The organism is Jatrophihabitans sp. YIM 134969 (assembly GCF_054456675.1).
On sequence record NZ_JBTJEQ010000018.1, the window covers coordinates 56,008 to 70,179 of the forward strand.

The 14,172-nt window shown below is 73.2% G+C and carries 18 protein-coding genes; 14 read left to right on the top strand and 4 right to left on the bottom strand.

Annotation, left to right across the window (positions count from 1 at the left end; translation table 11 throughout):
- Positions 1 to 67: 67 nt before the first annotated feature.
- Positions 68 to 901, bottom strand: coding sequence for a mycothiol synthase (gene mshD, locus ACXR2U_RS11545; RefSeq protein WP_458825163.1), 834 nt, complete (start codon positions 899 to 901; stop codon positions 68 to 70).
- Positions 902 to 936: 35 nt separating this feature from the next.
- On the opposite strand from mshD, the gene ACXR2U_RS11550 reads away from it, so the two are divergent.
- Positions 937 to 1,680: a YqjF family protein gene (locus ACXR2U_RS11550; protein ID WP_458825205.1), complete on the top strand. Its 744-nt coding sequence runs from the start codon at positions 937 to 939 to the stop codon at positions 1,678 to 1,680.
- Positions 1,681 to 1,695: 15 nt separating this feature from the next.
- Here the strand turns inward: ACXR2U_RS11550 and ACXR2U_RS11555 are convergent, their stop codons facing one another.
- Positions 1,696 to 2,445, bottom strand: a complete 750-nt coding sequence (locus tag ACXR2U_RS11555) for a response regulator transcription factor (RefSeq protein WP_458825164.1) — start codon at positions 2,443 to 2,445, stop codon at positions 1,696 to 1,698.
- Positions 2,446 to 2,578: 133 nt separating this feature from the next.
- Between ACXR2U_RS11555 and ACXR2U_RS11560 the strand changes: the two genes are divergently transcribed.
- From ACXR2U_RS11560 to ACXR2U_RS11620, 13 genes are all read left to right on the top strand, one after another.
- Positions 2,579 to 3,424 (top strand): alpha/beta hydrolase, encoded by an 846-nt coding sequence (locus ACXR2U_RS11560; protein ID WP_458825165.1) that lies wholly within the window; start codon positions 2,579 to 2,581, stop codon positions 3,422 to 3,424.
- Positions 3,421 to 4,473, top strand: a complete 1,053-nt coding sequence (locus tag ACXR2U_RS11565) for a hypothetical protein (protein WP_458825166.1) — start codon at positions 3,421 to 3,423, stop codon at positions 4,471 to 4,473. The genes ACXR2U_RS11560 and ACXR2U_RS11565 overlap by 4 nt, the downstream gene beginning before the upstream one ends.
- 6 nt (positions 4,474 to 4,479) lie before the next feature.
- Positions 4,480 to 5,238, top strand: a complete 759-nt coding sequence (locus tag ACXR2U_RS11570) for an LmeA family phospholipid-binding protein (RefSeq protein ID WP_458825167.1) — start codon at positions 4,480 to 4,482, stop codon at positions 5,236 to 5,238.
- Between the two features lie 25 nt (positions 5,239 to 5,263).
- Positions 5,264 to 5,356, top strand: coding sequence for a putative leader peptide (locus ACXR2U_RS11575; protein WP_458825168.1), 93 nt, complete (start codon positions 5,264 to 5,266; stop codon positions 5,354 to 5,356).
- A 110-nt stretch (positions 5,357 to 5,466) separates the two neighbouring features.
- The gene (locus ACXR2U_RS11580) at positions 5,467 to 6,300 is read left to right on the top strand and encodes a sulfurtransferase (RefSeq protein WP_458825169.1); all 834 of its coding nucleotides are present in this window, start codon (positions 5,467 to 5,469) and stop codon (positions 6,298 to 6,300) included.
- Positions 6,301 to 6,303: 3 nt separating this feature from the next.
- Positions 6,304 to 6,603, top strand: a complete 300-nt coding sequence (locus ACXR2U_RS11585) for a DUF1416 domain-containing protein (protein WP_458825170.1) — start codon at positions 6,304 to 6,306, stop codon at positions 6,601 to 6,603.
- Between the two features lie 230 nt (positions 6,604 to 6,833).
- Positions 6,834 to 7,709, top strand: coding sequence for an alpha/beta hydrolase family protein (locus ACXR2U_RS11590; RefSeq protein WP_458825171.1), 876 nt, complete (start codon positions 6,834 to 6,836; stop codon positions 7,707 to 7,709).
- Between the two features lie 612 nt (positions 7,710 to 8,321).
- Complete coding sequence (locus tag ACXR2U_RS11595; RefSeq protein WP_458825172.1) at positions 8,322 to 8,765, top strand: Fur family transcriptional regulator; 444 nt, start codon at positions 8,322 to 8,324, stop codon at positions 8,763 to 8,765.
- Positions 8,762 to 9,796, top strand: coding sequence for a CAF17-like 4Fe-4S cluster assembly/insertion protein YgfZ (ygfZ, locus tag ACXR2U_RS11600; RefSeq protein ID WP_458825173.1), 1,035 nt, complete (start codon positions 8,762 to 8,764; stop codon positions 9,794 to 9,796). The genes ACXR2U_RS11595 and ygfZ overlap by 4 nt, the downstream gene beginning before the upstream one ends.
- A 200-nt stretch (positions 9,797 to 9,996) precedes the next feature.
- Positions 9,997 to 10,434 carry a helix-turn-helix domain-containing protein gene (locus tag ACXR2U_RS11605; protein ID WP_458825174.1) on the top strand — a complete coding sequence of 146 codons (438 nt, stop codon included), beginning with the start codon at positions 9,997 to 9,999 and terminating at the stop codon, positions 10,432 to 10,434.
- Between the two features lie 2 nt (positions 10,435 to 10,436).
- On the top strand, positions 10,437 to 11,294 hold the full coding sequence (locus tag ACXR2U_RS11610; protein WP_458825175.1) for a hypothetical protein: 858 nt from the start codon (positions 10,437 to 10,439) through the stop codon (positions 11,292 to 11,294).
- Between the two features lie 168 nt (positions 11,295 to 11,462).
- On the top strand, positions 11,463 to 11,792 hold the full coding sequence (locus ACXR2U_RS11615; protein ID WP_458825176.1) for a DUF2516 family protein: 330 nt from the start codon (positions 11,463 to 11,465) through the stop codon (positions 11,790 to 11,792).
- A 31-nt stretch (positions 11,793 to 11,823) separates the two neighbouring features.
- Positions 11,824 to 12,903, top strand: coding sequence for a cation diffusion facilitator family transporter (locus ACXR2U_RS11620; RefSeq protein ID WP_458825177.1), 1,080 nt, complete (start codon positions 11,824 to 11,826; stop codon positions 12,901 to 12,903).
- Here the strand turns inward: ACXR2U_RS11620 and ACXR2U_RS11625 are convergent.
- Entirely contained in the window at positions 12,881 to 13,633 is a 753-nt protein-coding gene (locus tag ACXR2U_RS11625) for a lysophospholipid acyltransferase family protein (protein WP_458825178.1), read from the bottom strand. The two genes, ACXR2U_RS11620 and ACXR2U_RS11625, sit on opposite strands and share 23 nt — an antisense overlap.
- A 10-nt stretch (positions 13,634 to 13,643) precedes the next feature.
- Positions 13,644 to 14,081, bottom strand: coding sequence for a hypothetical protein (locus tag ACXR2U_RS11630; protein ID WP_458825179.1), 438 nt, complete (start codon positions 14,079 to 14,081; stop codon positions 13,644 to 13,646).
- Positions 14,082 to 14,172 lie beyond the last annotated feature (91 nt).

The window sequence follows — 14,172 nt, forward strand, 5'->3', positions numbered from 1 at the left end:
ACCGGTCGGGACTGGCGACGTGAACGAGGGGTGAACGACAGGCGCACGGACGGTGCGCCCCGGCCTGTCAGGCCCGGGCGGCCGGGCGCACGCGGTGCCGGGTGTCGCGGTGGTCACGCTGGAACCCGATGCGTTCGTACAGCGCGACCGCTCCCGGGTTGTCGTCGTCGACGTAGAGGACGGTCACGCCCAGGCCCTGTCGACGCAGGTGCTCGAGACCTGCGTCGAGCAGCGCGCCGCCCAGCCCGGTGCCCTGCGCTTCCGGGGCCACGCCCAGCACGTAGACCTCGCCGACGGCGGGGTCCTCGTCGCGGTGGACCTTGGTCCAGTGGAACCCCTGCAGCTCGCCCGCGCGCTCGGCGAGCAGGAAACCGGCGGGGTCGAACCAGTCGTCCGCCTCCCTCGCCGCGAGGTCGGCGAGGGTCATGCGCCCCTGCTCGGGGTGGGACGCGAACGCGGCGGCGTTGACCACGAGCCAGGCCTCCTCGTCGCGGCCGACCTCGAAGGCCCGCACGGTGACGCCCTCGGGGAACGGCCGGGCCGGTGGCAGGTCGACATCGGGGCGGCGCAACCGCCACAGCACGCGTTCCTCGGTCGCGTCGAGGTTCCGCACCGCGCGGGCGATGGCGTCGTCGTCGGCATGGGTCCAGACCAGGACGTCCCCGCCCTGCTCGACCGTTGCTTGCTGCACCAGTTCGGTCACCGTCGACTCGTCGGTGGCGACCAGTTCGAGCGCGCCGTCGTGGGTGTCGAGCTGGGCGTAGCTGCCGTCGTCAGCGAGCAGGTGCACGATGCCGTCCGTTGCACCTTGCAACCGAACCCGCGCCTCGTCGGAGAGGTCGGGCGCCGTGGTCAGGCGGCGTGCGTCGGCGGTGTCGAGTCGGTCCCGTGTTCGGATCACACCCTGATCGAAGCACCCGCGGCGCGGGCAGGCTCATCCACGTGGACCCGTCCTTCCCGCGCACGCCGCCGCCGCTGCCCCGGCCGGTGGTGTTCGACCAGCGCTGGACCGAGCTCACGTTCCTGCACTGGGCGGTCGATCCCGCGGACGTCGCCCCGTACCTGCCGTCGGGCACGCGGCCGGACGTCTGGTCCGACGGTGCCACCTACGTCGGGTTGGTCCCGTTCCGGATGACCCACGCCGGCCCCGGTCGGCTGTCGGTGCCGTACTTCGGGTGGTTCCCCGAGACCAACATCCGGCTCTACTCGGTCGACGACGAAGGCCGCCACGGCGTGGTGTTCCGCTCGCTCGAGGCCTCACGCCTCGCGGTCGTGCTGCTCGCCCGCTGGGGCGTGCGCATCCCCTACACGTGGGCGCGGATGCGGATCGAGCGCGGCGAGGGCGCGGTGCGGTACCGCTCGACCCGCCGCTGGCCCGACCGCGGCCCGGCCACCTCGATCGCGGTGCGCATCGGTGAACGCGTCACGCCCACACCGCTGGAGGAGTTCCTCACCATGCGGTGGGGCATGCACAACGACCTCAGCCTGCGGGGGCGCGGACGGTCGACGCGGTGGTTCCCCAACGCCCACGAGCCCTGGCCGTTGCACGAAGCAACGATCGAGACGCTGGACGACGGTCTGGCCGCTGCCGCCGGGTTCGACCTCAGCGCCCGGCCGGACCTGCGCCCGTTGTGGTCGCCCGGCGTGCGGACGCAGTTCGGGCGCCCGACCCGGCTCTAGCTGCTCGGCCCGACGCTAGGAGAGCGTGTCGAACAGTTCGCGCGAGGCGGCGTCGTCGAGGTCGCCGACGTCGAGCGCGGCGCCGGACTTCTCGGAGCCCGCCGGTCGCACGAACTTGTAGCCGACGTTGCGGACGGTGCCGATCATGGCCTCGTGCTCCACGCCGAGCTTGGCGCGCAGGCGCCGCACGTGGACGTCGACCGTGCGGGTGCCACCGAAGTAGTCGTAGCCCCACACCTCCTGCACCAGGTGCGAGCGGGAGAAGACCCGGCCCGGGTGCTGGGCGAGGAACTTCAGCAGCTCGAACTCTTTGTAGGTGAGATCGAGCGTGCGGCTGCCGAGCCGGGCGGTGTAGGTGGTCTCGTCGATGGCGAGCTCGCCGATCTGGACCGCGGTGGGGGCGACCTCGGTGGTGACGGCGCGGCGGCCCATCGCGAAGCGCAGGCGGGCGTCGACCTCGGCGGGGCCGGCGGTGTCGAGCACGATGTCGTCGACCTGCCAGTCGGAGGACAGCGCCACCAGGCCGCCCTCGGTGAGCACGACGAGGACCGGAACGGCGATCTCGGCGGCGGCCAGCACCCGGGCGAGCCCGCGGGCGCCGGCGAGGTCCCGGCGACCGTCGACGAGGATCGCGTCACCGCCCTCGCGCTGGATGAGCGCGGTCGCGGACAGCGGGGCCACCGTGACGTGGTGCGGGAGCAGGCCGAGGGCGGGCAGCACCTCGGTGGTCGGCGCCACGGCGTTGGTCAGCAGGACGAGGTCCACGTGGGCCTCCCGGATCTTCGTCGGGCTCGTGCAGGGCCGCGACAGTGGGCGGGAGGGGCGTCGTTGCCCCCGGTCTACGAACGAAGTGCTGGGCGGAGACTATCGGACCGTGGCCCCGGATCCGAGAGCTGTCGTGCCCCACACGTTGATCTCCACGACCACCGAGGACGGCGTCCGGCTGGCCGGCCGGGCGTGGGAGCCGGGATTCGTCAAGGACGTCAACGAATTCGCCGACGGCGATCACGCGGAGGTGACCCCCGACGCCCCGACGTATGTCGTAGGTCACGGGTTCACCGGTTCGACGTCCGCCGGTCGCGTGCTGGACATCTGCGAGCGGTTGGCCGGCCGCGGCGCCCGGGTGGTGGCATTCGACTTCCGCGGCCACGGCGACTCCGGCGGCGGCTCGACGCTCGGTGACGTCGAGACCCGCGATCTCGCGGCCGCGGTGGCGTACGCCCGCGCCCGCTGGGACGGCCCGGTCGTGGCCGCCGGCTGGTCGATGGGCGGCTCCGTGGTCCTGCGTCACGCGGGTCTGGGCGGGGACGCCGACGCCGTCGTGAGCGTGAGTTCGCCCGGGATCTGGTACGAGCGGCACACCCGGGCCATGCGGATCGTGCACTGGGCGGCCGAGACCCACCGGGGGTGGGCGCTGTGCCGCCTGCTCACCGGCACCCGGCTGACCTCGGGGTGGGAGCGCCTGCCCGAGTCGCCGGTCGAGGTGGCCGCAGCGATCGCGCCCCGGCCGCTGCTGGTCGTCCACGGCGACGCCGACACCTACTTCCCCGTCCGGCACGGCGAGGCCCTCGCGGCGGCGGCCCCGCACGCCACCTTCTGGCTCGAGCCCGGGATGGGGCACGCGGAAACGGCGACGACGCCCGAGCTCGTCGACCGGATCGACGTCTGGGTCCGGGCGGCCCTGGCGGGGCGTCCCCCGTACGGCCGGTCCGGGGCCGCCCACCGTGTCACCATGACGGGATGAGCGACGACGCCCGCAGCGACGCCGACGTCGCGGTCCGGGACGCCGACCCCGCCGCGGACCCGGCCGTCCCGACACCGGGACCGGCCGCGCCCGCCTCGACGGTCGCCCGGCGTGACACCGCCGGCCTGCTGGTCTCGGCGGTGGTCGCCGCCCTCGCGGGGCTGGGCCTGTGGCTCGCCGCCCGCGGCTCCACCGACGTGCTGGTCGTCGGCGTGGCCGTCGCCCAGGGGCTGCTCATCCTCGCCTGGACCACCGGTCTGCGGATCCCCGGCAAGTGGGGCGGGCTCGTGGTCACCACCCTCGCCGCGGCCGCGGCCGACGTGCTCGCCGTCCAGTTCCCGGCCGACCAGCTCGGCGTGCTCGTGCCCCCGCTCGGGCTGCTCGTGCTCGCGGTCTTCGTGGCGCAGCTGCTGCGCGGCGTGATCCGGGTGCGGGTGGTCGAGTCGGTCTCCGACATCGCCGTGCTCGGCATCGCCGTGGTCGCCCTGGCGAGCGTCATCGTCCTGCAGCACCGCGTGCTCGACCCGGGCGCGGCCTCGCCGACCGCGGCGGTGCCGGTCGTCCTGGTCATCGGGGCGGCCCTGGTGCTGGGCGCCCTGGGCGACCTGGTCGCCCCGGTGCCGCGCTTCGACCCGACGGTCGACCGCGGTCTGCTGGGGGTGCTGCTCGCGGGTGTGGCGGGCGGGGTCGCCGGCTGGGCCGTCCTGCACGACGCCTTCGGGTTCGGCCCCCAGCGCGGTGCGTTCCTCGGCGCCGCCCTGGGCGTCGTCGTCGGCCTCATCGCGGTGGGGTCGTCGTTCATCCGGCACGAGGTCACCGTCGCGACCACCGAGCCGACGGTGGAGGCGGACGGCGACAGCGCGTCCACCGACGGCTCCCGCCGCACCCTCGAGGACCTCGCGGCCGAGGAACTGCTGGTCGAGGTCGACGCCCACACCGCCCCGGCGTCCGCCTGGCCGGCCCGCCTGCAGCCGGTCGCCGCGACCCTGTGGGCCTTCGCCGTCGCGGCGCCCGTGGGCTACCTGCTGACCATCGCCCTCGGCGGCTGACACCGGGTGGTCGACACCTCCGTCCCGGCGCCGCGACGGCGTCGGCGGCGCTGGCCGTGGGTGGTGCTCGCGGTCGCGGCGCTGCTCGTCGTGGGCCTCGTGGTCGGCGACCGGCTCGCGCACTCCTACGCCGAGGACGCGGTCGCGGAGCAGCTGGGCGGGCAGGCTCCGTTCACGTCCGCCCCGCGGGTCACGCTCGACGGCTTCCCGTTCCTCACCCAGGCCGTCCGAGGCGACTACGAGCACGTGACGGTCGACGGCTCCGGGCTCACCCTCGGCGACCTGCACGGCGTCACGTTCCACGCCGATCTGCGCGGGGTGCACGTCCCGCTGTCCGACGTGCTGGGCGGGACGGTCCGGAGCGTCCCCGTCGACACCGCCGACGGCCGGGTCGTCATCCCGTACGCCGAGTTCGCGCGTCAGACCGGCATCGACGGCCTCACGATCACCGAGGACGCCGGGACGCTCACGGTCACCGCGCCGGTGCGGGTGGAGGTCGCCTTCTTCGACAAGACGTTCGACGTCGTCGCGCGGGGCACGATCGCGGCGTCCGGCGGCAACGACCTGGTGCTCTCGGTCGACCAGATCAAGGTCGCGGGCGTGTCGCTGCCGGGTTTCGCCGTGGACTTCATCGAGGACCAGCTCAACGCACGGGTGAAGCTGCCGGCGCTGCCGTACGGGCTGCGGCTGCAGTCGGTGAGCCCCCGGTCCGACGGCCTGCACGTGGCCGTCAGTGGCCGCGACCTCACCATCGACGGCTCCTGACCCCGCACCCGCTACCCTCGGCCCCGTGACCACCGCTGTGCGCACGCTGCTGACCGTGCGCCGAGCCGTCGACCTGTGCCGGGTCGACAGCGCGCTGTGTCGACCTGTCGCCGCCTGAGGCCACCCCTCCGCTGCCCCGCGCAGCACCCCGCGCACCGTCCGTCCGACCGGACCCGTGTGCCCGCTCGTCACCACCCACCCGCACAACTCACACAGGAGTGATCTGCCATGAGCCGCGCCGACGTGCTCGTCTCCACCCAGTGGGCCGAGGACAACCTCGATGCCCCGAACACCGTCTTCGTCGAGGTCGACGAGGACACCACCGCCTACGACGGCGGCCACATCCCCGGCGCCGTGAAGCTGGACTGGAAGCTCGACCTGCAGGACCCGGTCCGTCGCGACTTCGTCAGCAAGGAGCAGCTCGAGGCGTTGCTCTCGGCCAAGGGCATCAGCAACGACGACACGATCCTGCTGTACGGCGGCAACAACAACTGGTTCGCCGCCTACGCGTACTGGTACCTCAAGCTCTACGGCCACGAGAACGTCAAGCTCATCGACGGCGGCCGCAAGAAGTGGGAACTCGACGGCCGCGAGCTGTCCAAGGACGAGGTCACCCGCCCGGCCACGACCTACACCGCCAAGGAGCAGGACACCTCGATCCGCGCCAAGCGCGACGAGGTCCTCGCCTCGATCGGCGAGCGCAACTTCCTCGACATCCGCTCGCCCGACGAGTTCAGCGGCAAGCTGCTCGCCCCGGCGCACCTGCCGCAGGAGCAGAGCCAGCGGGCCGGTCACATCCCCGGCGCGGTGAACGTGCCGTGGAGCAAGACCGCGAACGAGGACGGCACCTTCAAGAGCGACGACGAGATCCGCGCGATCTACGCCGAGGCCGGTGTCGACTTCGGCAAGGACACCATCGCGTACTGCCGCATCGGGGAGCGCTCCAGCCACAGCTGGTTCGCCGTCCACGAGCTGCTGGACCAGAAGAACATCAAGAACTACGACGGCTCGTGGACCGAGTACGGGTCCCTCGTCGGCGTTCCCGTCGAGAAGGACGTCTGAGCCGTGTGCGCACCCCCGAAGCAGACCGCTGACCTGCCGGCGGGCGTCGACCTGTCGAAGGAGACGGTCATCAGCGGCACGGTGGCCAAGTCCGGGTCGCCGGTGGCCGGCGCGTACGTGCGCCTGCTCGACGCCTCGGGCGAGTTCGTGGCCGAGGTGGTCTCGGGCGAGGGCGGCGAGTTCCGGTTCTTCGCCGCACCCGGCGCCTGGACGGTCTCCGTGCTGTCGCGCGAGGGGTCGGTGCGCCGCGAGGTGCACCCGCTCGAGCCGGGCCTCGTCGAGGTGACGGCCTCGCTGGACTGAGCCGGTCCGAGCCACGCTGGCCCCACAGGGACCTCCGACCGGGCCGGTCGCACCGCTGACGGGATTCCTCACAGCGCGCGGCCGGCCCGTCGTCGTCCCCGGCCCGCAGCGGTTAGGGTCTGGGGCGTGGGCGGAACCGAGATCGCGTACCTGGTCCTGCTGATCGCGACGTTCGTGGTCATCACCGGCGTCTCGGTCTACATCCTGTTCCGGTTGTTCACCGGCCAGCGGTGACCGCCCCGCGCGAGCTGACCGTCGTCCGGCCGGACGCCAGCCGCGCGACCGTCACGCTCCACACCGCCGACCGCGCGTCGGCACCCGTGCTCGTCCTGGTTCCCGCGATGGGGATGCGGGCCGGGTGGTACGCCCCGTTCGCCGCCGCCCTGCGCGACGCCGGCTTCCACGTCGCCGTCACCGAACTGCGCGGTCACGAGGCCGCGGCGGACGCCCGCCGCCCCGGGCGCCGCCACGACTTCGGCTACGCCGAGCTCGCGGCCGACCTGGGCTCCGCGGTCCAGGCGGTCACCGCCGCGGTGCCGTCGTCGCCGGTGGTGCTGCTCGGACACAGCATGGGCGGGCACGTCGCGAGCGCCTACCTCGCCGACGCCCCGGACACCGTCGCCGGGCTCGTCTTCGTCGCGTCCGGCACCACCCACTGGCGGGCGTGGGGGCCGCGGCACCTGCTCCGCACTCAGGCCGCGCTGCTGCTGGCGCTCGTCGTCGGTCACTTCCCCGGCCGCCGGGTCGGGTTCGCCGGCCGCGAGGCCCGCGGGGTGCTCCGGGACTGGGCCCGCCTCGCCCGGACCGGCGCGCTGACGTCCGGACGTCCGCCCCGCTCGCACGTCGCCGCGTTGCAGGCCCTCGAGCTCCCGGTGCTCGCGGTGACCGTCGAGGGTGACGACCTCGGCCCGGTCCGGTCGGTGCGCGGCCAGCTGCGGTGGCTGCCGCGCGCCCGCGTCGAGACGGTGCACGTCACCCCCGCACCGGGTGAGGCGACGCTCGACCACTTCCGCTGGGCCCGGCGTCCGGAGCTGGTCGTCCCGGCTCTGCGCGCGTGGCTCGGCCGCTACGTCGTGGCCGAGCAGGAGACGTCCGACCGGCCCTGAACGGCCCCGCCCGGTCCGCCCGCGTTCACGTGAACGCGGTCGAGATGCCGATGTGCGGACATCGGGGGCTGGCCAGGCCCCGCCGACCCCGGTTTCCCGCACATCTGCCGCTGGCTGAACCCGCACTCCCACCCGGACCGCGTTCACGTGAACGCGGTCGGCGGCGGCGGTAGGCGGGATCGCGCGGCTGGCCAGGCCCCGCCGACCCCGGTTCTCCGGCACATCCAACGCCGCGTCGGCCCCCTCGGCCGAGCTCGACCGGGCAGTGGAGTTCTCCTGCGGAGAACGCCCACGAAACCCCTCGCGGGACGGCGGATCCCGTCGTAGGCTCGTCGTACACGAGAGAGGAGGTGGTCCAGTTAATGCATGCTCAACGGACTCGTGAGGTGACTGTCCGCTAGTCGCCCGTCTGGACCGCTGCTCGATCCTTCGAGCGCCTCACCCGAGGTTCCCCGAGCCAACCGGCTCGCGAGATCCCCAGACAGGCGCCCGGCGAATTCCAGGCAGTCATCCGGCCCCCGAGCGTCGGCCTCGTCCACCGACCTCCTCGCAGTCATCTGCGAGGTGTCCGCTCGGGGGCCGTTCCACACCCTCCCGGCCTACGCTGACCGCATGCCCGACACCGTCGCGCCGCTCGAGCCGCCCGTCGCCGACGAGCTCGCGGCCCGGCTGCGTGGCCGCGGCCTCCGGCTCACCCAGCAACGCCTCGAGGTGCTCGCCGCCGTCCGCCACCTGGGTCACGCGACGCCCGAGCAGATCCACGAGACGGTCTCGGACGCCGACCTCACCACCGTCTACCGCACCCTCGACCTGCTCGAGGAACTCGGCTTCGTCCGTCACGCCCACCTCGGGCACGGGGCGCCGTCCTACCGCCCCGCCGACGACGACCACATCCACGTCGTCTGCCACCGCTGCGGGCGGGTGCTCGACGTCGACGCCGACCTCGTCGACGATCTCGCCGACCGGCTGCACGCCACCCGGGGCTTCCAACTCGACCGCGGCCACTTCACCGTGTTCGGGAAGTGCGCGGAGTGCCTCGCGGTTGCGCCCTCGTGACAGCTGTCCTCGGATCCGGTCCCGACGCCCCCGTCGCCTCGCACTACGGCGACCCGTTCGGCGAGCAACGCGCGGCCGAACGCGGCGCGGTCGTGGTCGACCGGTCCCACCGGGGCGTGCTGGTCGTGCCCGGCGAGGATCGGTTGTCGTGGCTGCACACCGTGAGCTCCCAGCACCTGGCGGGCCTGCGCGACGGCGACGCCACCCAGGCGCTCGTCCTGTCGCCGAACGGGCACGTCGAGCAGCACTGGTGGGTCACCGAACTGGGTGGACAGGTGTGGCTGGACGTCGAGCCCGACACCTCCCCGACCGTCCTCAAGTACCTGTCGATGATGCGGTTCCTGCTGCGGGTCGAGCCCACGGACGTCACGTCCTCCTGGGCGGTGCTCGCGGTCCTCGGCCCCACCGCGCCGCAGGTGCTGGTCGCGGCCGGCCTGCCGCTGCCCGACGGTGAGCTGCGCGCCTCGGCCCTGGCCGGGGGCGGGTTCGTCCGGCAGCGTCGCGCCGACGAGTTCGACCTCGTCGTCCCGCGCGCGTCGATGCCGGCCGTGCGCCAGTCTTTGCTCGACGCCGGCGCCCGCGCCGCCGGGACCTGGGCCTACGAGGCCCGCCGGGTCGCCCGCCGGGAACCCCGCTTCGGGTTCGAGACCGACCACCGCACGCTGCCGCACGAGGTCTTCTGGATCGGCCCGGCCGTCCACCTCGACAAGGGCTGCTACCGCGGCCAGGAGACGGTCGCGCGCGTCCACAACCTCGGCCGCCCGCCCCGCCGCCTCGCGCTGCTGCAGCTCGCGGGGGAGTCCGACGAACTGCCCGCGCCCGGGACGCCCGTCGAACTCGACGGCCGCGCCGTCGGCTTCCTCGGCACCGCCGTCCAGCACCACGAGGACGGCCCGATCGCCCTCGCCGTCCTCAAGCGCAACGTCGCCGACGACGCCGCCCTCACCGTCGGCTCGGTCACCGCGGCGATCGACCCCACCCCGTTCGAGCTCCCGGACCTCCCCGCGCACGCGGGCAAGACCTACCGCTGACCCCACGCGCCGTCTGACGAGCACAGCGTGCGGCGCCGGGTCCACAGAAGTCCGCTTTCCGGTCGTTCCGCGACCCGACGGGCGCACCAAAGTCCGCTGCGTGGTCGTCTCCGCGTGGAGGAGCGCCACGCTTGTGAACCCGTTCACGATTGCTAGCAGGCCGCTTGCAACTGCTAGCAGGGCGTGGCACCGTGTTCTGCATGGAGATCGACGGACTGGTGGAGCAGGCCCGTAAGGGTGCTGCCACGCCGGCCGCGGCCGCCCAGACGATCGGGCACTTCATCCGTGAACAGCGCGAGGCCGCCCAGGTCTCCGTGCGCCAGCTCGCGCAGCGGGCCGGGGTGTCCAACCCCTACCTGAGCCAGATCGAGCGCGGGTTGCGCAAGCCCAGCGCGGAGATCCTGCAGCAGATCGCCCACGGTCTGTCGATCTCTGCCGAGCAGCTCTACACCCGGGCCGGTCTGCTCGAGACCCGCAGTCCGACCGACGTGACGGCGGCGATCCTCGCCGACGCGTCGCTGTCCGAGCGGCACAAGCACGTGCTCGTCGAGATCTACGAGTCGTTCCGGCGGGAGTCCGCCGACACCACGCCGAGTCCCCGCACCACCGAGTCCGACGACCTCGTCGGAGAGGAGTGACCATGTCCATCACCAGCGATCTGAAGAGCTACGCCGACGCGGCCGTCGAGACCGGCCGCAACGTCGTCAACGGCGGCATCGGCCAGACCCGCACCGCCGTGAACGGCGGCCTGAGCCAGACCCGCACCGCGGTCAACGAGCGGTTCACGAAGGTCCGCTCGACCCTCGACGAGAGCATCGACGGTGCCGGCGCCCGTGCGGGTTCGCTCACCGAGACCGCCACCGCGGTCGGCACCCAGGCCCTCGACCGCGCCCGCTACGACGTCTACGCGGCCGTCGGTGCCGTCGACGCCGTGGTGACCGGTGTGGTCACCCGCCTGCAGGAGCTCCCGGTCGAGGTCGTCAGCCGGATCGCCAAGGTGCAGAACACCGCGACCGACGCCGCCGACAAGATCACGGCCCGGTTCCAGGACCTCACCGGCACCGCCGAGTCGACCGTCTCCGACATCCGGACCGGCGCGATCGTCGACAAGACCCGCGAGACCGCCGAGGCGCGTCGTCAGCGGCTCGAGCAGGCTTACTCCGAGGCCCGCGCCGACCTGCACGCCCGCGGCGAGGCCGTCGTGACCGAGCTGCGCCACGACCCGCGTGTGCAGCGGGTGGCCGGCCTGGTCGGTGCGAGCGTCGCCACCGTCGAGGACGCCGCCGCGAAGCCCGCCCGCCGTCGGTCGGCCGAGCAGGCGCAGGAGACCCGCGCCCGCAACGAGCGCAGCGCTCGCGCCAAGAAGGCGGCGACCACCCGCGCGCGCAAGGCCACCCCGGCCAAGGCCACCAAGAAGACCACCGCGAAGCGCACCACCAAGGCCGCCCCGGCCCGCAAGGCCAGCAAGGCGACGAAGGCGACCAAGTCCGCGAGCTGATCGCCCCGCACCGCGCACGACACCTCGACGCCCCGCCCTCCGGTCCCGACCGGACGGCGGGGCGTCGTCGTGTCGGCGAGCGGGCTGCCACGTCGTCGCCGACTGTGGACTTCCCCGCGGTCGTGCGCGGAGGCGACGCGAGCGGCGTGGATCCGTACCCTGGGCGGCGTGTACCTGTTCGCCGACGTCGAGCTGTGGGTCAACCGGCTCCTGGTCTTCGGCATGCTGGTGCTCCAGTTGTGGGCGCTCGTCGACTGCGCGACCCGCAACCCGCAGGCGTTCCCGGCGGTCAACAAGCTCACCAAGCCGGTCTGGCTCGCGATCACGCTGGGCGCGTTCGTGCTCTCCGCGCTCATCGGTCTGCTGCTCGGCGACTGGCTCTCGACCCCGTTCTACAACCCGATCCTGCTCGTCGCGGTGATCGCGGCCCTCGTCTACCTCGCCGACGTCCGACCTTCCGTGCGTGAGGTCTCCGGAGGCAGCGGCCAGCGTTGGTGAGAGCGGGCTCAGCAGGGGCTACAACGATGCTGTGAGCACCTCCCCTCCCGCGTCACCCGCCGAGTCCGACTCCCCGCCGCAGCAGGACGCCGGCGGGAGCGAGTCGACGCTCACGGTCGTCCTGGCGTTGCTCGCCAACCTCGGCGTCGCGATCGCCAAACTGCTGGCCGGTCTGTTCACCGGGTCCGGGGCGTTGCTCTCCGAAGCCGCCCACTCCTTCGGCGACACCACGACCGAGGTCTTCCTGCTGTTCGCCGTGCGGCGTTCGGAGAAGCCCGCCGACCGCGTGCACCCGTTCGGCTACGGCAAGGAGCGTTACGTCTGGTCGCTCATCGCCGCGGTCAGCATTTTCGCGATCGGCGCGGCGTTCTCGATCTTCCAGGGCATCCTGACCATCGTCACCGAGGCCGACGAACCGGCCAAGGACGCCCTGGTCAACTACATCGTGCTGGCGGTCTCGGCCGTCCTCGAGGGCATCTCGTTGCGTCAGGGCGTCAAGCAGGCGCGCGGCGAGGCCGCCGGCGACCAGACCACCGTCACCCGCTGGCTGCGGATGCCCGACGACCCGACCGTGAAGAGCGTCGTGTTCGAGGACAGCGCGGCGCTGATCGGTCTCGCGCTCGCGGCGCTCGGGGTGCTGCTGCACCAGCTGACCGGCAGCGGCATCTGGGACGGCGCGGCCTCGCTCGCCATCGGTGGGCTGCTGGTGTTCGTCGCGGCCTCGCTGGTGCGGACCAACCTCGGCCTGCTCACCGGCCAGCAAGCCCCCCTGCGGCTGGTGCGCGAGATCAGCGAACGGCTTGAGGCCGAGCCCGAGATCTTCGACGTCGTCGACCTGCTGACCATGCAGATCGGCGCGGCACGGGTGCTGGTGTGCGCGCGGGTCGACGTCGTCGACACGCTCGGCGCGGGCGAGCTGGAGCGGGCCATGCTGCGGGTCGCCGACCGGATCATGGCCGACGTGCCCGACGTCGCCGACGTGTTCCTCGAACCGGTTCCCCGCGAGGACGCCGAGTTGCGGGAACGGGTTCTCGCCCGTTACGGCCGCACGCTGGCCGAGGACTCCGACGGCTCCGAGGTGGAGGAGCTCACCGCCCCGCCCTCGCCCTGAGGTCGGCCTCGCGTTCGAGTTCGGCCGCTTCCGCGCGGGTCGGCGCCATGCCGTCCAGGTGCAACGGTTGCCACCACCGGCCGGCGCCGTCGACGGGGTACTCGCGTTGGGCGGTGTCGAGCAACTCCTGGATCGCTGCACGCAGCAACGTTCCGGTCTCGTCGCGGGTGGTGGCGGTGACGGGCGCGCCGACGAGGACCGTGACCGGGACGTGCCGCTCCGGTCGTACGTGGCCGTCGACGCTCGCCACCCGGTGCCCACCCCAGGTGACGACCGGGATCAGCGGCACCTGTTGCCGGACGGCGAGGGCCGCGGCACCCGGTTTGAACTCCCGCAACGTCCACGACCGGCTGATCGTCGACTCCGGGAACACGCCGACGAGCTCGCCCGCCTCCAGCGCGCGGATGGCCCGCCGGTAGGCCACCGCGCCCGCGAGCACGCCGTCGCGCTCGACCGGGATGTGTCCCATCCGTCGCATGAGCGGCCCGGACACCGGGTTGGTGAAGGTGCTGCGCTTGGCCATGAAGCGCACCAGCCGGCCGCGGCGCTCCGCGGCCAGCCCGACCAGGGTGAAGTCGAGGTAGCCGACGTGGTTGGCGGCGAGGACGGCCGGCCCGGTCGTGGGGATGTTCTCGGCGCCGCGCACCTCGACGCGCAGGTCGGCGGCGCGGTACAGGGCGTGGAAGGCCGCGATGACGGCACGGTAGGTGCGGTCAGGTCGCGCCGTCACGGCGCGGACGCTACGCGGTGATGCGGGTGTCGCCGACCTCGTGCCAGCGGGCGACCCGGAACCACAGCTCGGTGCCCCGCCCTCGGCGGCCGACACCCCACCGCTCGGCCGTGCGGTCCAGGGCGGCCGGGGCGTCCTCGCCGAAGCCCACGACCGATCCACGCTCGCGCACCTCGACCCGGACCGCGTCGACCTCGACGTTAACCGCGACGGTCACCGAGTGCGTGCCGGCGTGCTGCAACGCCTGGGTCACGACGTCTTCGAGCAGGACCAGGACGTCGCCGGACGCGTCGTCGTCGACATCCGCGTGCAGCAGCGCCTCGGTGACGAAGCGCCGGGAGGTGGCCAGCCAGAACGCGGGCGGCCCGGAGAGCAGGAGCGTGGCCGGGGCCGGCGATCCGGCGGCCGGGCTGGCGTCGTGGACCACGGGCAGGTCGAGGACGGTCACCACTTCAACCTAGCTTCACACTGCTTCCTCGGCAACTACTTCCGCTGAAGTCACACGCCCGGTCTGTCCGTGCCTGTTGGCATCCGTCCGG